This window comes from Bacteroides sp. MSK.20.12 (genome assembly GCF_019052435.1).
Classification (GTDB): Bacteria; Bacteroidota; Bacteroidia; order Bacteroidales; family Bacteroidaceae; genus Bacteroides; species Bacteroides xylanisolvens.
Genome location: NZ_JAHQVH010000029.1, coordinates 1 through 18,108, shown reverse-complemented (window position 1 = coordinate 18,108; position 18,108 = coordinate 1). Strand labels below are relative to the sequence as shown.

General features: G+C 46.0%; 21 protein-coding genes and 1 pseudogene. 17 read left to right on the top strand and 5 right to left on the bottom strand.

Annotated features, from left to right (window positions below):
* Positions 1-2: 2 nt before the first annotated feature.
* The 14 genes from KTR06_RS15485 to KTR06_RS15420 all read left to right on the top strand — a co-directional run bounded on the left by KTR06_RS15485 (position 3) and on the right by KTR06_RS15420 (position 10,682).
* The gene (locus KTR06_RS15485; RefSeq protein WP_032936879.1) at positions 3-359 is read left to right on the top strand and encodes a DUF3876 domain-containing protein; all 357 of its coding nucleotides are present in this window, start codon (positions 3-5) and stop codon (positions 357-359) included.
* The gene (locus KTR06_RS15480; protein WP_004288758.1) at positions 356-985 is read left to right on the top strand and encodes a DUF4141 domain-containing protein; all 630 of its coding nucleotides are present in this window, start codon (positions 356-358) and stop codon (positions 983-985) included. Before KTR06_RS15485 ends, KTR06_RS15480 begins: the two co-directional genes overlap by 4 nt.
* 2 nt (positions 986-987) lie before the next feature.
* A complete protein-coding gene (traJ, locus tag KTR06_RS15475) occupies positions 988-2,001 on the top strand; it encodes a conjugative transposon protein TraJ (RefSeq protein WP_005802642.1) in 1,014 nt (337 codons plus the stop codon).
* Positions 2,002-2,123: 122 nt separating this feature from the next.
* A complete protein-coding gene (traK, locus tag KTR06_RS15470; RefSeq protein WP_004288760.1) occupies positions 2,124-2,747 on the top strand; it encodes a conjugative transposon protein TraK in 624 nt (207 codons plus the stop codon).
* On the top strand, positions 2,744-3,046 hold the full coding sequence (locus KTR06_RS15465) for a hypothetical protein (RefSeq protein WP_151853374.1): 303 nt from the start codon (positions 2,744-2,746) through the stop codon (positions 3,044-3,046). Before traK ends, KTR06_RS15465 begins: the two co-directional genes overlap by 4 nt.
* Positions 2,997-4,304 carry a conjugative transposon protein TraM gene (gene traM, locus KTR06_RS15460; RefSeq protein WP_151853375.1) on the top strand — a complete coding sequence of 436 codons (1,308 nt, stop codon included), beginning with the start codon at positions 2,997-2,999 and terminating at the stop codon, positions 4,302-4,304. The genes KTR06_RS15465 and traM overlap by 50 nt, the downstream gene beginning before the upstream one ends.
* Positions 4,305-4,354: 50 nt before the next feature.
* Complete coding sequence (gene traN / locus KTR06_RS15455) at positions 4,355-5,269, top strand: conjugative transposon protein TraN (protein ID WP_151853376.1); 915 nt, start codon at positions 4,355-4,357, stop codon at positions 5,267-5,269.
* The gene (locus tag KTR06_RS15450; RefSeq protein WP_011964857.1) at positions 5,266-5,853 is read left to right on the top strand and encodes a conjugal transfer protein TraO; all 588 of its coding nucleotides are present in this window, start codon (positions 5,266-5,268) and stop codon (positions 5,851-5,853) included. Before traN ends, KTR06_RS15450 begins: the two co-directional genes overlap by 4 nt.
* Before the next feature lie 20 nt (positions 5,854-5,873).
* Positions 5,874-6,332, top strand: a complete 459-nt coding sequence (locus tag KTR06_RS15445) for a DUF3872 domain-containing protein (protein ID WP_004288765.1) — start codon at positions 5,874-5,876, stop codon at positions 6,330-6,332.
* Positions 6,329-6,808, top strand: a complete 480-nt coding sequence (locus KTR06_RS15440; RefSeq protein WP_005858664.1) for a glycoside hydrolase family protein — start codon at positions 6,329-6,331, stop codon at positions 6,806-6,808. The genes KTR06_RS15445 and KTR06_RS15440 overlap by 4 nt, the downstream gene beginning before the upstream one ends.
* A 219-nt stretch (positions 6,809-7,027) precedes the next feature.
* The gene (tssD, locus tag KTR06_RS15435) at positions 7,028-7,756 is read left to right on the top strand and encodes a type VI secretion system tube protein TssD (protein WP_234163615.1); all 729 of its coding nucleotides are present in this window, start codon (positions 7,028-7,030) and stop codon (positions 7,754-7,756) included.
* 2 nt (positions 7,757-7,758) lie between these two features.
* Positions 7,759-8,913, top strand: a complete 1,155-nt coding sequence (locus KTR06_RS15430; protein ID WP_117596904.1) for a hypothetical protein — start codon at positions 7,759-7,761, stop codon at positions 8,911-8,913.
* On the top strand, positions 8,891-9,637 hold the full coding sequence (locus KTR06_RS15425; protein WP_036644692.1) for a hypothetical protein: 747 nt from the start codon (positions 8,891-8,893) through the stop codon (positions 9,635-9,637). Before KTR06_RS15430 ends, KTR06_RS15425 begins: the two co-directional genes overlap by 23 nt.
* A gap of 106 nt (positions 9,638-9,743) precedes the next feature.
* Positions 9,744-10,682 (top strand): LysM domain-containing protein, encoded by a 939-nt coding sequence (locus tag KTR06_RS15420; RefSeq protein WP_117596906.1) that lies wholly within the window; start codon positions 9,744-9,746, stop codon positions 10,680-10,682.
* 335 nt (positions 10,683-11,017) lie between these two features.
* Here KTR06_RS15420 and KTR06_RS15415 read toward each other — a convergent pair whose 3' ends face one another.
* Positions 11,018-11,872 carry a hypothetical protein gene (locus tag KTR06_RS15415; protein ID WP_117596921.1) on the bottom strand — a complete coding sequence of 285 codons (855 nt, stop codon included), beginning with the start codon at positions 11,870-11,872 and terminating at the stop codon, positions 11,018-11,020.
* Positions 11,873-11,991: 119 nt separating this feature from the next.
* Positions 11,992-13,179 (bottom strand): hypothetical protein, encoded by a 1,188-nt coding sequence (locus KTR06_RS15410; protein ID WP_217290527.1) that lies wholly within the window; start codon positions 13,177-13,179, stop codon positions 11,992-11,994.
* 38 nt (positions 13,180-13,217) lie between these two features.
* Here KTR06_RS15410 and KTR06_RS15405 point away from each other — a divergent pair, with 38 nt between their 5' ends.
* From KTR06_RS15405 to KTR06_RS15395, 3 genes are all read left to right on the top strand, one after another.
* A complete protein-coding gene (locus KTR06_RS15405; protein ID WP_004294671.1) occupies positions 13,218-13,652 on the top strand; it encodes a hypothetical protein in 435 nt (144 codons plus the stop codon).
* 4 nt (positions 13,653-13,656) lie between these two features.
* Entirely contained in the window at positions 13,657-14,001 is a 345-nt protein-coding gene (gene tnpB / locus KTR06_RS15400) for an IS66 family insertion sequence element accessory protein TnpB (RefSeq protein WP_229034728.1), read from the top strand.
* An 80-nt stretch (positions 14,002-14,081) separates the two neighbouring features.
* Positions 14,082-15,668 carry an IS66 family transposase gene (locus KTR06_RS15395; protein ID WP_005680402.1) on the top strand — a complete coding sequence of 529 codons (1,587 nt, stop codon included), beginning with the start codon at positions 14,082-14,084 and terminating at the stop codon, positions 15,666-15,668.
* Positions 15,669-15,871: 203 nt separating this feature from the next.
* Here the strand turns inward: KTR06_RS15395 and KTR06_RS15390 are convergent, their stop codons facing one another.
* From KTR06_RS15390 to KTR06_RS24530, 3 genes and pseudogenes are all read right to left on the bottom strand, one after another.
* Complete coding sequence (locus tag KTR06_RS15390; protein WP_007838810.1) at positions 15,872-16,753, bottom strand: hypothetical protein; 882 nt, start codon at positions 16,751-16,753, stop codon at positions 15,872-15,874.
* A gap of 12 nt (positions 16,754-16,765) precedes the next feature.
* Positions 16,766-18,001, bottom strand: a complete 1,236-nt coding sequence (locus tag KTR06_RS15385) for a hypothetical protein (protein WP_005858677.1) — start codon at positions 17,999-18,001, stop codon at positions 16,766-16,768.
* Between the two features lie 12 nt (positions 18,002-18,013).
* A pseudogene (locus KTR06_RS24530) lies at positions 18,014-18,108 on the bottom strand (SAM-dependent DNA methyltransferase); the annotation flags it as partial.

Sequence of the window (18,108 nt, the reverse complement as noted above, 5' to 3'; positions counted from 1 at the left end):
TTATGAGAAACAGACCCCTTATGAGGCTGGCGGTATGTCTGATAAGCATGGCCGCCATGATATTGCAGAGCTGTTCGGAAAGCGGTATCGACCGCGACAAGATCTGCGGAACGTGGACCAGCGTGGAAGGCAGACCTGACGTGCTGGTATACAAGGAAGGAGAATGCTATAAGGTGACGGTGTTTTCCCGTAGCGGGAGAACCCGAAGGCTGAAGCCGCAGACTTACCTGCTGGTGGAAGAAAACGGAAACCTGTTTGTCAATACGGGCTACCGTGTCGATGTGTCCTACAATGAGGCAGCCGACGTGCTGACATTCTCACCGGGCGGAGACTATGTAAGGAAGGAGGAACGGGCATGAAGGCAAGAACGCTTCTGATCGGAACGGCATTTGTACTGGGCGTTACCGGAGCACGCGCCCAATGGGTGGTGACAGATCCCGGCAATCTGGCCCAAAGCATCATAAACATGTCGGACAATATCGCCCATACCTCAAAGACGGCAGTCAATACGGCAGAAAGCTTTGCCGAGACAGTAAAGATCTATGAGCAGGCCAAGAAATATTACGACCAGCTGAAATCGGTCAACAACCTGATACAGGATGCCCGCAAGGTGCGTGACATCATCCTGATGGTGGGCGACGTGTCCGACATCTATGTAACCAACTTCGGCAAGATGATGAACGATGAAAACTTCTCACCGCGCGAACTGGACGCCATCGCCTTCGGTTACACCCGCCTGCTGGAAGAGAGCAACGGCGTGTTGCAGGACCTGAAACAGGTTATCAATGTCAGTACCCTGTCCATGACCGACAAGGACCGTATGGACGTGGTGGACAACTGCTATTACGAGATGCGCCGTTACCGCAACCTTGTGAGCTATTATACGAACAAGAACATAGCCGTAAGCTACCTCAGGGCCAGAAAGAAGAACGACCTGGAACGTGTGATGCGGCTCTATGGGAATGAAACCTCCAAATACTGGTAGCCATGATGCCGTTGTCGATAGATTTTGCCAACCTGCACACCATACTGGCAACCCTGTATGACGAGATGCTTCCCCTTTGCGAGGACATGATGGACGTGGGCAAGGGACTTGCCGGACTGGGTGCGTTGTTCTACGTTGCCGTCCGTGTATGGCAGTCGATGGCACGTGCCGAACCGATAGATGTCTATCCCCTGCTGCGTCCCTTTGCCATAGGCATCTGCATTCTGCTCTTTCCCACGCTGGTGCTCGGCACGCTGAACAATATTCTCAGTCCCATCGTGCAGGGCACACACAAGATGCTCGAAGGACAGACGATGGATATGGAACAGTACCGGATCCAAAAGGAGGAACTGGAAAAGGAGGCCATGCTCCGCAATCCCGAAACAGCATATCTGGTAAGTGACGAGGAGTTTGACCGTCAGCTGGATGAACTGGGCTGGTCAACCATAGATACCGCCTCCCGGCTGGGCATGTATGTGGAAGTCGGGATGTATAATCTGGAAAAGAAAATCCGGGATGCATTCCGCAGCCTGCTGGAGCTGATATTCGCAGCGGCATCGCTGCTGATAGACACCGTGAGGACTTTTTTCCTGGTCGTACTCTCGATACTGGGACCGGTAGCGTTCGCCTTCAGTGTATGGGACGGATTCCAGTCCACGCTCGGACAGTGGTTCACGAGATATATTTCCGTTTACCTGTGGCTTCCGGTCAGCGACCTGTTCAGCACCCTGCTTGCCAAGCTTCAGGTACTGATGCTTCAGAATGACATTCAGGAACTGCAGAACAATCCGGACTACTCGATAGACAACTCGAACAGTGTCTACATCATCTTTATGCTGATCGGGATTATCGGATACTTCACCGTGCCTACGGTAGCAGGCTGGATAGTGCAGGCAGGCGGTGCCGGAAACTTCAGCCGTAACCTGAACCGTACGGCCACCAAGACAGGCGGCCTTGCAGCCGGAGCAGGCGGTGCCGTATTGGGGAATATCGGAGGCAGGCTGAGGGGCAAATAAACCCTGCGGAGCCTCCTTCCCATGAGTCGGGCAACCCAAGATGGCGGGTCCGGTGACCTGTCGGAACGGGATGTCCCGTCATACCGGAAATATTTATTCATTCAAACCAGACATCAAAAAAAATGGAATTCAAGTCATTGACAAACATTGAGAGCAGCTTCAAGCGCATCCGCCTGATGCTGGCGGTCTTTGCCTGCTGCTGTGCGCTCGTTACCGGATATGCGCTGTGGAGCTCATACCGCTTTGCCGAGAAGCAACGCGAGAAAATCTATGTGCTTGACGGGGGCAAATCGCTGATGATGGCCCTTTCGCAGGACCTCTCACAGAACAGGCCTGCCGAGGCGCGGGAACATGTAAGGCGCTTTCACGAACTGTTTTTCTCGCTCTCACCCCAGAAGGATGCCATCGAGCACAATATCAACCGTGCCCTGCAACTGGCAGACAAGAGTGCCTATCACTACTATGTGGATTTTGCCGAAAGAGGGTATTACAACCGCCTGATTTCAGGCAACATCAACCAGGTGGTGCATGTGGACAGCGTGGTGTGCGACTTTGCCGCCTACCCTTACAAGGTGCGGACATACGCCCGGCAGCTGATTATCCGTGAAAGCAACGTGACCGAGCGCAGCCTCGTAACTTCCTGCTCGCTTCAAAACACAGGGCGTTCGGATGACAATCCCAACGGATTCATTATCGAGCAGTTTACCGTGCTGGAGAATAAGGACATAAGAAGTGCGGAACGATGAGGGGAAAACGCGGATTCTTCGGCCATGCGGACAGCCGGGTACGGCTGTTCTGCCGGCGGCTGACAGGAAAGCAGCGCATCCTTCTGGCAGGCACGGCCTCGTTCCTGCTTGTTGTCTCCTGCCTGTACTCGATTCTCTCCTGTGTATCCCGTTTCGGGGAGCCGGGCCAAAGACCGGCAATGGGACATATCCGTTCCGTCGTGTTCCGGCCGGAAAGAACAAGAAACATTCATTCAAACATCCATAAACATGAAAATGGACTTTCAGAAAATCAGGGAACGGCTCGGAGTGTCAAATGACAAGCAGCTGACTCCCGAAGAGAAGCGCCGGCGCGCAAAGTATATTGTCTATCCGTTTTTCTGCCTGCTGTGCATGGGGTTCCTCCTGCTGGTATTCAGCCCGTCGGAAAAGGAGAAGGCGGAAATGGAAAAAGGCAGGGGGTTCAACGTGGAGATGCCTTCACCGGAAGATTCGGAAATGGAGGGCAACAAGGTAAGCGCCTACGAGCAGGAAGCACTGGCAAAAAAGGAAAAATGGCGCAGGGGAACCTTCCAGGAGATGTCCGAACTGCTCAACAAGGACGGTCAGGATACTGCCGGTCTTACCGCAGGAAAAGCAAACATGGAACTTCCGCCGGAACCGGAAAAGGGGAAAGCCCCCGGCTCCATCCGTTCCTCTACAGAAGCTTACCGGAATATGAACCGTTCGCTGGGCACTGTATATACCCGGAATGAAAATCAGCCAGATGCCGATCTGCTCCGCCGTATTGAGGATCTGGAAAAAGAAAGGAAGCCGGCGGAAGAACAGGCGGAAGGCCAGACCCTGGAAGAAAAGATGGCTCTGCTGGAAAAGTCCTACGAGCTGGCTGCCCGCTACAACGGGAAAGAGCCGGATGCTTCCTCTACAACAAATGCCCCAAACAGCCGGAAAGAACGGACGGCTGTCCGGCCTGTAAAACGGGTACAGAACCGGATGGTGTCATCACTGGCCCAGCCTGCAGGCAATGAAGACATTGCTTCCGGATATGCAGGCGAGAGAAATACCGGCTTCCACACCCCGGTAGGCAAAATGCCATCTTCCGGCAGGAACACCATCGCCGCCTGTGTGCATGGCACGCAGACCGTATCTGACGGACAGGCACTTCGTATCCGCCTGCTTGAGCCGATGGCAGTGGACGATCTCCTTATCCCAAAAGGTACGGTACTGGTCGGCGGCACACGTGTCGAGGGGGAACGGATGGGAATCCTGATCGAGACGGTGGAGTACAGGGGCACGCTGTTCCCGGTGGAACTCGAAGTGTATGACGCTGACGGGCAGCAGGGAATCCTTGTACCGAACTCGATGGAGTATGATGCCGCACGTGAGATTGCTGCCGGCATGGGCACCTCTATAGGAAGCAGCATCAATATCTCAACGGATGCCGGAGCGCAGATTGCCTCGGATGTGGGCAAGGGGGTGATACAGGGTATGTCACAATATGTGGGCAAGAAGATGCGCACGGTGAAAATCACTCTGAAGGCCGGGCACCGGCTGTTGCTGCATTCTCCTGAAAAATGAAGGAGGAAAGGAAATCAACCATTTATTCACCAATCAACCAAGAAACACACATGAAGAAGATTCTGATGATGCTTGCCCTGATTGCGGGCACAGTGGCTGCATACGCGCAGCAGAGCAGCGGGGATTATTATGAAGGACTGAGCCGCAAGATCGGATTCAGCCGGATGATTCCTCCGCACGGTCTGGAAATTACATATGACAAGACCGTACATATTATTTTTCCCTCTCCCGTGAGATATGTGGACCTGGGTTCGCCCAATCTGATAGCGGGCAAGGCGGACGGTGCGGAAAATGTGATCCGTGTGAAGGCAACCCGGAAACATTTCCGGAGCGAGACAAACATGAGCGTAATTACCGAAGACGGCAACTTCTATACATTCAATGTCAAGTATGCCGACGAGCCTTTGCTGCTGAATGTGGAAATGTGCGACTTCATCCATGACGGAGAGGCCGTGAACCGTCCGAACAATGCGATGGAAATCTACTTGCAGGAACTCTCCGGGGAGTCTCCCCGTCTGGTACGGCTGATCATGAAATCCGTGTATGAACAGAACAAACGCAAGGTCAAGCACATCGGCTGCAAACGGTTCGGAGTGCAATATCTGCTTAAAGGACTTTATGCGCACGGCGAACTGATCTATTTCCATACCGAAGTGAAGAACGCCACGAACGTGCCTTTCGACGTGGACTTCGTGACCTTCAAGATCGTGGACAAGAAAATCATGAAACGTACCGCCATGCAGGAACAGGTCATCTATCCGCTTCGTGCCTTCAACTATGTGACCCGTGTGGACGGGAAGAAGAACGAGCGGACGGTGTTTGCCCTGCCCAAGTTCACCATTCCCGACGACAAGAAGCTGATAGTGGAAATGTATGAGAAGCAAGGCGGCCGGCATCAGTCCTTTGATGTGGAGAATGAGGATCTGGTACGCGCAGAAACCGTCAATGAACTGAAAGTCAGATGAACGCCATGAAAAGAAACTTCCTCTTTATTATCCTCCTGCTTGCCCTCTTTACGGGGCAGGCAGAAGCCCAACGCCGCCTGCCGGGAATGAAAGCCGTCCGCTTCACCACTGAAATGGCCGACGGATTTTACAGCCGGGCAAACCGTCACGATGCAGGCTATGCCTTCTCGCTGGCTGTATCCACCTGTACTGGGAACGGAAACCAGTGGATGTTTGGCGGTGAGATGCTGAAACGTAACATCCCTTACCGGAGTACGCATATACCCTTGTCGCAATATACGGGGGAAGGCGGTTATTACCATACGTTCTTTTCCACCCCCGGCAAGTCCTTCTTCCTGAACCTCGGCGCTTCCGCCCTGTTGGGCTATGAGACCGTGAACGAAGGAGACCGGCTGCTGGATGACGGAGCCGTTTTGCAGCAATGCGAGTCTTTCATTTATGGCGGCGCGGTAACGCTGGAAGCGGAAGGATACCTGTCCGACAGGGTTGTTCTGCTGGTACGTCTGCGTGAGCGTTTCGTGTGGGGCAGTGCCTCGGGAATCTGCCACTTCCAGTATGGAATCGGAGTAAAATACATTTTCTAACCTTAAAAGAATACATACCCATGAAAAGAAAAATCCTTGATTTTATGCTGACAGCCTGCTGTATGGCATTCTCCTTTCTTGGTCTTGTTGCTTGTGACAATGAGCTGGATATCAGACAGGAATACCCGTTTACGGTAGAAACCATGCCGGTAGCGGATGAGATTACCGATGGGGAGACTGTGGAAATCCGGCTGGAAATCAAGCCGGAAGGGAACTTTGCCGGAACTGTCTATACGCTAAGGTATTTCCAGCCGGACGGCAAGGGCAGTCTGAAGATGGAGGACGGAACGGTACTGAAGCCCAATGACCGTTATCTGCTGAACGAATGGAAATTCCGTCTTTACTATACTTCGCAAAGCGGCAAGGAATCCCAGACCATAGACCTCTATCTTGAAGATAATTGGGGGAATCTGCAACAATTGACATATGATTTTAATGGAAAGGATACGGATGAAGAAAATAACAAGGAGGCTGCATGAAAAGAATACCGGCTGTTATGATCTTTCTGTTACTTGTCTTGTACGGCAAGGCGGAAAATCCCCCGTCTGACAAAGATAAGGCGGTAGCCTGCATCAAGCGGTGGGAAGGCTGGCACCGGGGGAAAATGCCTTACATCGGTTACGGACACCGCCTGCTTCCCCACGAGACGCTGACCGAGAACCTGAGTGAGGCACAGGCAGACTCACTTTTGAGATGCGACCTTGAACGGTGTTTGAAGGTATTCCGAAAATATGGGAAAGACTCGCTTCTTTTAAGTCTGTTAGGCTTTAATGTAGGCTGTTACCGTCTGATCGGAAACGGCAAGATACCTAAAAGCAAACTGATTCAGAAACTGGACAGCGGCAACCGGGATATTTACAAGGAATATGTATCGTTCCGTTGTTATCGGGGGAAAGTCATTCCAAGCATAGAGAGAAGAAGAAAAGAGGAGTTTGAACTGTTCTATATTCCGTAGATTGCTTGCTGATAAAGGTTTGGTTGTTACGAGACGACCGAACCTTTTTTATTTGTCCGGCATGAACATATCCCTAACAGGTGTTGTATTTTAATGTAACCGAAAGACATAAAATGTGTTATTGAGCATATGGTGCATAAAAAATGCTCCTTAAACATTGTCTTTCTTGATTTTTTGCTAAGTTTGAGATGTAATGTCAAATGCATAAAACAAGTCGTCATGAATTCAGAAATAATATTGGAAATAAATGGCTACAAATGCAATCTACTAAAGTATAAATACTGTTTTTCCCGTAATATAGACCGTAAAGGAAGACCTGTAACAGGAATGTTAGGAGGAAACATATATATAGAAATGGAATCTAATGGCAGCAATTGTATTTTGGATATGATGCTTGTTGATACGGACCGGCAGCGTCCCGCTTTCTTTTCTCATGCAGAACCTTTTCCGGTTTGGGGGAAGATACTGCATAGCATAGACGATATGATGTTTCGTGAACTTGCTTTTGATGAAGCGTATCTTTATTGTTATGATGAAATTATGAATGCGACAGAAAGTAGTCCTATGCTTACCCGTTTTCTTATATCTCCAACAAGACTGGATATCAATAGAACCATTAGACTGGATAGAAGGATGGATACGACAGACGGATTCTGGTGGGAGGAATATAAGGAGGAAGAGAGTTTTCAATCTGTTGTAAAAATTAATTATGATAATCAAACTATTTATATAATAGATGCATATTGGATTGATGAAAATGGTATGAAACAGCGTTGTTTGAATGTAGAAAAGCCTGTAACTCTTTATATAAAAGTGGATAATCCTGTTGTAGGAAAACTTGTTGAACTTTCTTTTGAAGATAAAGATTCCGAATTATCTACAGTTCGGTATTCAGGTAAAATAAATAAAGAAGGAATAATTATCATTGATAAATTCAAAATGAATTAAATATGGGTAATATTGTTATTACATCCAGAACTGAAGGAGTCAAAGGAAGTGCTAATTTACAAAAGAAACCGAAAGTGAAAACAATAATGATTTCTGACTTAGATGAAGGTTCTACAAATGATGGCACTTTTAATCTAACCCAAAAAGGATTAGTTTATAACAAAACATATTCTTTAGAAGTTCTTGATTTTATATATGGCATTCCTAAAAGTAATGATGTTAGATGGGAATGTCATTATACTGATAATGGTGGAAATATTACAGTTTTATCTACATGGAAGCCAAGAGGGAAAAAGGTGGACTTTAAAGTAGATGATTTTAATATATTAGGATGCTTCGTGACTTTTTACGCTTACATACAGGAGCAATGTAATGAAGGAGTATTAAAAGTTTGGATACATTACCGGTTTAGATATTTAGATAAAAAAGAAGTTGAAAGAAATATAAATAAACGAATATCATTTCCTTATCTTATAAATCAGCAAAGTACTTCTTTATGTGGAATAGCCTCAATTGCTTATATCTTTGCAAAAAGCAATAGTACTGGATATAATAACTTTATAACCAATATGCATAAGAAAGGAATTGCCCTTATTGACCAAACGGGATATAAAGTTGAAATTGATAAAGATGAACATTTAGTAGAACTTAAACCTCAAAATAAAAAAGTAGGTTCTTTAGAATTTGCAGATTATCTGTTTTTGGCAACAATCAGGGATTTTAAAAATATATTATGGGACTACGATACTCGAAAAGATGATAGCAAAATAGAAGAAACACTGGAAGGCTGTACTGGAATTTCTTTCCCTCATATCATTTCAGGTTTGATGAAAGATGTTTTGAATTTTAACAGTATAATTGATACAACGGCCTTATTTCAAGTACTAAAAAATGGTAATGCCAAAGATATTATATCAGATTTGCAAAATAAATTAGATGAAGGATACTCTGTTTGTGTGCTTATTCACGCAGAAACAGTGATATTTGATGAAGATATAACCTCTATATGTCCTAATCACTGGGTTTGTGTTGAGGAAATTCAACAAAAAGAGAATCATGTTATCATTAAAATGTTTACTTGGGGTAAAGTAATGGAATGTACCATTGATATTGATAATTTTGAAGCGGGATACTATGGATATGTTGCCGGTAAATAGAATACGGGATATTATAAATAAAATAATACCAGTCTTAAGTATTACTCAAAAGGTAATAGGAATACTCTTGATGGTTATAAGTTTTTGTTTGTTGTTTCCTATGCTGCAAGAGAAATACTCTTACAATGATATGACAATGTCAATTATTTGTATATTCTTTTTCATTGCTTTATTAATATATTCTACAATTACAATATTCAAAGTTGTCGTACTTTTTACTCTTAAAATAAATTCACTAAAACCTGTTTTTTTAATACCTTATTGTATATTGATTTTATTATTTGTATTTTTCTGTTACACAATTAACAGTCCATATAATCACCCTTCATCTGTTGATTCATATAAGATTAGAACTGTTATTTCTACTATAGGGTTTGAAGAGTATGAAATAAACGATATACATTTATATGAATTTAAAAAAGACACAGACTTTTCATCTCTTGTACATGAAATTCCTTTAACGGAATTTAGAGTAAGGGAACGATTCTATGGATATGAAAGTTCCGACTCTTTATCTGTTATGTTTGATTGGTTAATAACGGTTAATGATACTATCGTATATAGAATAACCGAGCAAAAAACAGAAAAAAGACTTGTAGGGAAAATGTGGGAGAATTATATTACATCATACGTTCTTAATGGAGAACAATATTCTAATTGCGGAATATATATTGAAAAAAATAAAGGAAAGATTAAAAACAGGGATATGTTTAATATGTATTAGAGTTTGTTGTTAAAATGTTAGTGTAGAGAGAATATGGACTAAATACAAAACGTAGAATTTAACGATATAGTAAAAAAATACACCATAATTTTAATTATATCCATCTATGAGCCAATACAATAATATTTTTATAAGCAGAGAAGATTTTCTGGATTATAAAACAAAAGGAATTCCGTATACTGGATTTGTAATAGGAGAAGGGTATGCTTTTGTGCAATATCAGGATTATTACGAGGATACAGATGGAACAGTCATAGATATGAATGACAATATATTGCCATTCCAAATATGCATACCTAACATTGTTCAAATCCAATGCATTGATACCTCAAAGGAAATGATAAAAAAAAGCCTCAGAGGGCTATTTAGCAAAAATGGATGCGCAAGATATGTAGTGTGTGAAGGAGATACCTTAGCATATATTGCAGAAATGTTTGATGTTACCGTTGAAGAATTAAAAAGATGGAATGACCTGTCAAGTGAGTATTCTATATCCGCAGGACAAAGATTATTAATAATTGACATAACGGAAAGAAGGATTATAGATATACCACACACAGTAGATAATGGAGAAATTAAAAAAGCTGGAGCCTTGACTTCTCTTGAATTTTGGTTGGATTCACCATCCAACACTTTTCTTGAAGGCATAGGTAAAATTCTTGTCAATACAGCTTATAGTAAAATAAACTCACCATTAGTTTTTTTTACGGGGCGTACTTTAGCAGGAGCAAGTCAATTATCGGAAGAACGGTTTGGGGCTTTTTTGGATATAATATCGCTTCCTCTTTTTGGAGGGGTTAAAGCCATTGGCTTTTGTGGCAAAGTAGGAAAAGGGTTGATAAATGGATATAATCCATTTTTAAAAACGAAACAATATAAGATGTATAAACCTTCAGGCAAAGGTTGGCAAAAAGAAGCAAGCAAAAAATTCAAGCAGGCAAGAGAACATTACATAATGCATGTCGAAAGTAAAAAACTTTGGAACGATATGGGCTATGGAGTCAGTATATGGAATGAATATTCAAAAGACAATAATAATGATTGATATTGTAGGACTGGAAAGTATAGGCAAATATATTATTTGGCTATGGAGTAAATATGTAAAACGAAAACATATACCTTATATGGACCTTGAGTTTCATTATCCCAACTATCTCTTTATAGTACTGGGAAGTATTGTATGTGCCATTATATTGGGCATAGCAATTGCCTATTTTTCAATTAAATAAGGAAATGACCCCAATTGCCATATTAGATGCAGATTCCCCAAGCGAGCAGAATCAAGAACCGGGAAGTGTCTAAAACGGAAACGCCACAGGTATGATGTGATATACATCACCTTGTGACGTTTCTGTTTTAAGATGTATTTGTCTGCTGTTCTTACTTTTGAAGCAAGTATTCCCCTATTGAATGATACCGGTCTTTGATTGCGGCATTTTCATTGAATCCATTCAAACAATGGAGCAAGGCTTTCTCCAAAGTGGTGTATCTGCGGTTAAAACATTGCGGATTGTCCAGGCAATAGGCATTCAAGGCATATCTGTATGGGGCATATTCAGGATTATCCTCTTTTATGATTTTCACATGCCAAGGAAAGTGTATCCGCAGAGTGAATGACCGTGTTTCCCCTTTTGTAATCCGTTCCTCTTCCTCCAGCATTTTTTTCACGAGGGACCTGTCCAGCAACGGATATCCATATTCCCTGTAATGTTTGATATGGCAGCAATACTCCGTTGCGTATTGCTTCAATTCTTCCGGTCTTATACCATAGTGCTCCCCATAGAAAAGCAGCACTTCCCTGCCTGTTACGATAACGGGCTTTCCGTCCGCTTCATGTTTAAATACCTGCCGTTCCATCTTTTCCCTGTCTGTCAGCAAGGCAAAACCGAAACATTCCGTAAGGGTGAAACTTTCCCTGCCGGGAACGGACAGCCCAATAAGCCTTTCCAATGTGTGGCAGTAAAAGAAAATACCGTCATCGGCCATACCGGTGTCCGGTGAAAGCATAATTCTTACATCCTTGACCTGACCGCTGTCCCTTTGGACAATCCGGCAATTCGCGTAATGTGGCTCACAAGCATTCTCTTTCTTGAACCTGTGGTATTTCTCCAAAATTTCGTTCCGGATTTCCTCCTTGTCGGTCAGGGCACCTCCCAATCCGCAGTTTTCGCACCACCCGTAATAAAAAGCTTCGTCCGTGAAGTGGTCGAACCCTTTTGTGTTGGGGTTTACCATTGCCTCACACCTGACATTGGCCGATCCGCATCTGCTGCACACTATATTATTTCCCATTGTTCTTCTGCTTTACGGGCGACTCACGGCCGCCCTTGTCATACAATTCGGTTGTTATTCTCTTAATTTATCTTTACCCGGTTCATCAGCTGTCCCGAAATTTCATGCAGTTCCCGGCAGCGTTCCGGCTGCTGTTCCCTTGCAAAGGCGGTGATTCCCTGTGTCAGTTTCCATAGCGTGGCCCCGCCTGTAACTCCGTCGTCAGGATTGTTGTTCATCAGCAGTTTCTCGACCTCACGTCCCTCGTTTTTCAACAAGGCTCCTTTCTGCACCAGATTCTTCAGTTCCTTGTCGAAATCCACGTCTATCTCCGATGCTCCTTGAATTTCGATGGCCTTCTGCATGATGGTGTCTTTGCTGTACAGTCCTTTGGTCAGGTCGGAAACAGCCGATACGGTGGTCTGCGTGTCCAGTTCGTAGGTCTTTTGGGAGAGGGACAGGGATTCCGGCAGTCGGCCTCCAAGGTGTATCTGCCGCATGACGGACTCCCTGACCATCCCGTTCAGGCACGCCCCGTTGAGCAGGAACGACCGCATATCGACCGATCCGTTGCCATAGTCGGATGTGGAGAAGCGTGCTCCTGCGAAGATGATGACCGTTCCGTTCTTACGGGTGGGTATCTCTATCGGAGTGGGCAGGATTGTCTCACACCATACTTTCGTGTCGTTCATATAGGCATCGGACACGACCGCTCCCTGTCCTCCCGCCTCACGGATGAAAGCGGTCAGGATATCCACCGAGTTCAGCCGACGGTAGGAGTCCGACAATACGCCCCGGACTTCCATTCCTACCGCCCGTATCAGTACCCGTGTACGCTCGGTCCATCCCGAATGCTCGTTCAGGATGGTGGCGCACAACTGTTTCTGCCAAACATCCCCGGCAGAAAGCTCGCGCAGGTATTTGGCGGGAATGCCCATCTTCTCCGAAATCTGGCTTATGGCGTTGCCGTGCAGGTTGAAGTTCCCTTCGGGCATTGCCATCTGTACCCTTCCTTCCGCTTTGAAAGAGATAACGGGGCGTTCCTTGCTACGTTGGCTTACCCCGATGGGAGCGATGAAATCCTGCGCGATCCGTCCCTCACTGAGCAGACGGTTGATGGTGTCCATGACACCACCTTGCCTGCCTTCTATCATCCGCTGTACCTTGTTAATGACTACCTGGTTGAGGCCCTGCTGTTTCTGTACCGATACAGCTGCCGGCATTACTGTTGTTTCGTAAGCGCCTAAGTAAGTACATCTTCTACAGTTCATTTTCCCTCCTTACTTTTGCTACAAAAAAATAATATCCTATGATGCAGCGACGTAAACACATGATGAGCAGAGAAAAATTTATCTCCGTTCTTTTCCGTCAGCAGCAGAGTGGTTTGTCCATTGCTGATTTTTGTGAGAATGAAGGTTATAGCCGTAGTAGATTCTATCTTTGGAAACAAAAATACGGTATAACGGAGCGGGAGTTATTGGCAGAAGCCTCCCGCTTAGGGGTTAAAGACAGCTTTGTCCCCATAGTAATCAATGGCGACACGCCATCCCCCGGTATATCTCACGAGACTCCCCTGCCATCTCCCCAGCCTAGCGTCCCCTTTCCCTTGAAAGGAAAGGACAGCTCTGAAATATCCTTGGAATTACCCAACGGATTGAAGTTGAAGTTTAAAGGGTCTTCCGGCTGTGAAGCTGCCCTGAATCTGATCTCTAAAATATATAATGCCAATGTTCTGCCTAAATGACAGCATGAGATATTTCCTATGCCCCGGTTATACGGACATGAGGAAAGGTATGTTCACTCTTTGCGGCCTTGTGCATGAGAGGATGGGAGGCGACATCAGAAGTGGGGACGTATTCATTTTCTACAACCGTTTCCGGACCAAGATAAAATTGCTCCATGCCGAACCGGGCGGTCTGGTCCTTTACGAGAAACTGCTTGAAGAAGGCACCTTCAAGATACCCGCCTATGATCCTGCCACCCGTTCTTACCCCATGACCTGGAGTGACCTGGTCGTTATGGTGGAAGGCATCAATGAAGATGTCAGCAAAGGCAGGCAAAGACGGCTTTCCAATTTGAAAAAGCATTGGTAAACAGTTGTAAACAAACAGCTTGAAGGCTTGTTTTTCTTATAGCTTTTCGCTATCTTTATATCATCAAAAAAGGATATTGAATGGCAAAAGAAGATGCAACCGGACAAGCTGTGGAATCCTCAATGGAACAGCTGCTGGATATCAACCGTAAACAGAGTGAGATCATCTCGGCCCAGGCAAGGACCATAGAAGAGCTCCGGGGTACGATAGTTGAGCTGAACGCCTCCCTGGCATGGCTGAAGAGGAAGGTGTTCGGAAAGATGAGTGAGAAATGCAAGCCTGTCGATAACGGAGACCCGAAGCTCCCTTTTGACTATGGCGACCTGGAACAGATAGAGGCGGAAATCGAAGAGGCCCGGAGCAGGGCGGCTGAACAGATTACCGTCCCCAAGTCCCGGGCCGCCAATAAAACGCCACGCCGTAACCGGGTCGTCATGAATAACCTTCCGGTTGTAACAGTCGTCATCGAACCGGAGAATGTCGATTTAAGCAGATACGTCAAGATAGGCGAGGAACATACCAGGACCCTTGAGATGAAACCCGGCTATCTCTATGTGAAAGACACGGTACGTCCCACATATGCCCTGAAAAATGAAATGGAGGCCGTTGACAACGGAGAAAAGGCTGTAATAACCGCTCCCATGCCACTGATGCCCATATATAAAGGCATGCCCGGGGCTTCCATGCTCGCTGAGGTCCTTTTACAGAAGTACGAATATCATGTCCCGTTCTACCGACAAGTGAAACAGCTGGAACATCTGGGTGTGAAACTGTCCAGAAACACATTGGACGGCTGGTTCAGACCGGTCTGCGAACTTCTCAGACCACTTTATCTGGAACTCAGGAAGAAAGTACTGGCCGCAGATTACCTCCAGGTTGACGAGACCACGCTTCCGGTTATAAACCATGAGAGGCATAAAGCCGCAAAAGAATACATCTGGATAGTCCGAGCGGCTGTGCCGCGTCTGCTCTTCTTCCATTACGACAACGGATCGCGTTCACAAAAAGTTGCGGTCAGGCTTTTGAAAAACTTCAAAGGATATCTCCAAAGTGACGGCCATCCTATTTATGACGCCTTTGAGGATAGAGAGGACGTGTGCCTGTGTGGCTGTCTCGCACATATCCGCAGGCATATAGAGCTGTGCAAGGAAGAAAATCCGGAATATGCCATGCAGGGACTCAAATTTATCCAGGATATGTATAATGTGGAATACATGGCGGATAAACAGGAACTCCCGTATGAAAAACGTGCTGAATTACGTCAACGTCTATCCGAGCCGATACTTGACAGCTTTGAACTTTGGCTTAAAAACACATACCCTAAAGTTCTAAAACGAAGTCTTATAGGGAAAGCCATAGCCTATGCCTACTCCCTGCTGCCAAGAATGAAACCGTATCTCCATGACGGAAGAATCTTTATAGACAACAACCGCTGTGAGAATGCCCTGAGGCCACTGGTCATATCAAGAAAGAACATGCTGTTCTGCGGAAATCACGAAGCTGCTGAGAATACGGCTATAATCTGCTCCTTGCTTGGCTCATGTAAGGAACGTGGTGTCAACCCCAGAGAGTGGCTGAATGATGTGATCAGTAAACTCCCCTATTATCTGGCACCCAAATCAGACAGAGACCTGAAGGAACTGCTACCGGATGTATGGAGAAAATAATCGGGACAGTTCCGGGAAAATGCAGGAAAAAACGGGAAAAAGCGAGATTGACACTCAATAACAACCCTGAGATAAGTTGGCATATGAAAAAATCGAGACGCACTTACAATGGAGTGCACCTCAATAAAAAATCGAATACACAAGATGTAGTTGAGCAGTCGCTTACGTTGTTTCCATAATACTATGTTTTTAATGTTGATGAATCAGAATTTATTCTTAGAGCTTGTCTTGGTTGTTTTAGTATGTCCCATGTATTTTTCTTCTGACAAACGGATATAATCCTCTTCGCTATATCCGGTCAGCCCGAACAGTTCATAATATCCGGGGAAAGTTTTTTTTCCCGCTTCCGGTATATGCATGCTGGTTCCCTTGTGGCAGCAGATGATATGCCGGACAAAGCGGTAACACTTGCAAAGATCAGCCACGACGGTATATTCGTTGTCCGTATGAGGTTCGTAATATCCACAGGAAAGATTGATACAGGATACTTCCAGACCGTTTCTTTTCAAAGCCGCCACATCTGTATTCAGTCCCTGTGCCGGCTTGTAGCCGTACTTCCGGACATCTATAGCTGAAATGAACTCGTTGGAGCAGAGCTTCATCCCATTGATTTGTGTTACCATATCCCCGTTCCCTTTCCGGTCACACTGAATCACGAAACGGCAATCGGAAAAGAAGGACATATCGGCATGGCTGCTGCCTATGCATCCCACCTCCTCCTGTACGAAGAAGGCACATTTCACCGTCTTGCAATCCTCCAGGCATTTCAGGCAGATCCAGATGCCGTTCTTGTCATCCGCACCGATTCCGGTCATCCGTTTACGCTTGTGATCATAGCCGACAATCATCGAGTCCGCCACAAGATGGGCTGCATAAGAGCCTGTCTTGCGCCAGTGTACCTCATCCATGTGCGCCACGACACAGGGGTAGCTTTCCCGGTTGCCTTTGACCGCATAGATGTTTCCGTACCTGTCTTGCCGGAAAGGAATCTCCATCTTTTTGAGTTCCTCTATGATGAATTTAGCCATCTTCCCCTCTCTGCCAGAGGGGGAAGAAATGCCGTAAAGAGCCATTAGTTTTTCCATGATAATGATATTTTAGGAAATGAACAATTTTTCGATTTGCAGGTATCGTCTGAATTCCGGTACGGGACGCCCTTTACGAAAGAGAAAAGACGGATATTTCTTTCCTTTATATTCCACCGATAATCCTTTCAGGACTTTCCCAAATACGGTAGATACATAGTACATATCCTGACAGTTCTTGCAGAATGCCGCATCCGGGAAGATATGTATCTTCCCGCATTTGGGACATACATATTTTTTCCTGTTTGCACACCCTTCCGTGCTCCGGCAGGTGGCTATGCTCGTGTCGCCCTCCGTATTTCTCAGTTCCAGGTTACCGTCCGTCAGATGGAGGCTGTAGAACGTGTCGAGGTAAGGCACCCCTTTCTTGTGCCACCTGCAGGCGGGCACTTTCACCGTCAAAGAAACCTGTATATTATCTCCGGCCGCCCATTCCTGCCCCTCAATGGGATTCAGTACGGTGAAATCCGTTGTATGTGTATAATCGTTGTATCTGCGTCGCAACAGGATACCTGCCTCCTGCGCCTGCTTGCGGATCAGTTCGACGACGAATGCGTGTGAGGAATAGATACGATCCAGCAGGGAGGCGGCAATCGGTGTGTTTATTGATTTCCACAATGTTATCTCGTTCCATACAATGGCCCGTCCGACCACATTGCTGCTGTCATCCCTTGCCACGAGTATTTTGGCTCCTGCGAAATTGGCATAGAAATCCGCTGCATTACGGGCCTTGTCTTCATATCTCATACAGGAGTTGTGCAGGCTGGATTCGCTACCGTCAGATATGGGACTGTAGTTGCTTTCCAGATAAGCCTCCATAAAATCGTTCATACTGTCATGCAGTCTGATTGTGACCTTGCTGTCCAGTGAGATGGCGCTGCAGAAATAGTTGATTTCATCGGGCTGGTACGGTCCCAGATTTTTGAACAGCTCGATAAACGTGGACGGTTCCAGATCTGTCCGGTTCTCCGGAAACCAGGGTGCCTGCGGATTGTTCCGGTCTGGGAAATTGGGATGGCCCAAGTCTTTGTTGCATGCCGTGAACACGATCCGGATTTTCTTGAACGTGCCGGCTTCCGTCCGTTTGCGTTTGGTGGAGAAAAAATTGTAGGACCCCCGTATGACTTCTTCCACCGGTACGTTCTTTTTTACTTCCGAAAGGATATCTTTGGCTATCACACTTCCGTTTTCCGCCGCATGGGTCAGGCGGGATTTCAATTCGTTGCTAACATTCAGTTTCATAATCATTCGGTTTATTGTTTATAAATTCTGTTGTTTATATGGCAATTGTTTCTTGCCAGGCTGCATTTGGCGCAATTTCTCTTTCCGCTTTCTGAGCAGGTCAACGGACATGT

Bases quoted from the DNA above. Each gene is read 5' to 3' on its own strand.
- KTR06_RS15395 (WP_005680402.1), top strand. From the start codon at position 14,082: ATGGCAAAAGAAGATGCAACCGGACAAGCTGTGGAATCCTCAATGGAA.
- KTR06_RS15465 (WP_151853374.1), top strand. From the start codon at position 2,744: ATGAGGGGAAAACGCGGATTCTTCGGCCATGCGGACAGCCGGGTACGG.
- KTR06_RS15450 (WP_011964857.1), top strand. From the start codon at position 5,266: ATGAACGCCATGAAAAGAAACTTCCTCTTTATTATCCTCCTGCTTGCC.
- KTR06_RS15440 (WP_005858664.1), top strand. From the start codon at position 6,329: ATGAAAAGAATACCGGCTGTTATGATCTTTCTGTTACTTGTCTTGTAC.
- tnpB (WP_229034728.1), top strand. From the start codon at position 13,657: ATGAGATATTTCCTATGCCCCGGTTATACGGACATGAGGAAAGGTATG.
- KTR06_RS15430 (WP_117596904.1), top strand. From the start codon at position 7,759: ATGGGTAATATTGTTATTACATCCAGAACTGAAGGAGTCAAAGGAAGT.
- KTR06_RS15410 (WP_217290527.1), bottom strand. From the start codon at position 13,179: ATGAACTGTAGAAGATGTACTTACTTAGGCGCTTACGAAACAACAGTA.
- KTR06_RS15405 (WP_004294671.1), top strand. From the start codon at position 13,218: ATGATGCAGCGACGTAAACACATGATGAGCAGAGAAAAATTTATCTCC.
- KTR06_RS15420 (WP_117596906.1), top strand. From the start codon at position 9,744: ATGAGCCAATACAATAATATTTTTATAAGCAGAGAAGATTTTCTGGAT.
- tssD (WP_234163615.1), top strand. From the start codon at position 7,028: ATGAATTCAGAAATAATATTGGAAATAAATGGCTACAAATGCAATCTA.
- KTR06_RS15480 (WP_004288758.1), top strand. From the start codon at position 356: ATGAAGGCAAGAACGCTTCTGATCGGAACGGCATTTGTACTGGGCGTT.
- KTR06_RS15390 (WP_007838810.1), bottom strand. From the start codon at position 16,753: ATGGAAAAACTAATGGCTCTTTACGGCATTTCTTCCCCCTCTGGCAGA.
- traK (WP_004288760.1), top strand. From the start codon at position 2,124: ATGGAATTCAAGTCATTGACAAACATTGAGAGCAGCTTCAAGCGCATC.
- traN (WP_151853376.1), top strand. From the start codon at position 4,355: ATGAAGAAGATTCTGATGATGCTTGCCCTGATTGCGGGCACAGTGGCT.
- KTR06_RS15415 (WP_117596921.1), bottom strand. From the start codon at position 11,872: ATGGTAAACCCCAACACAAAAGGGTTCGACCACTTCACGGACGAAGCT.
- traM (WP_151853375.1), top strand. From the start codon at position 2,997: ATGAAAATGGACTTTCAGAAAATCAGGGAACGGCTCGGAGTGTCAAAT.
- KTR06_RS15445 (WP_004288765.1), top strand. From the start codon at position 5,874: ATGAAAAGAAAAATCCTTGATTTTATGCTGACAGCCTGCTGTATGGCA.
- traJ (WP_005802642.1), top strand. From the start codon at position 988: ATGATGCCGTTGTCGATAGATTTTGCCAACCTGCACACCATACTGGCA.
- KTR06_RS15425 (WP_036644692.1), top strand. From the start codon at position 8,891: ATGGATATGTTGCCGGTAAATAGAATACGGGATATTATAAATAAAATA.
- KTR06_RS15385 (WP_005858677.1), bottom strand. From the start codon at position 18,001: ATGATTATGAAACTGAATGTTAGCAACGAATTGAAATCCCGCCTGACC.
- KTR06_RS15485 (WP_032936879.1), top strand. From the start codon at position 3: ATGAGAAACAGACCCCTTATGAGGCTGGCGGTATGTCTGATAAGCATG.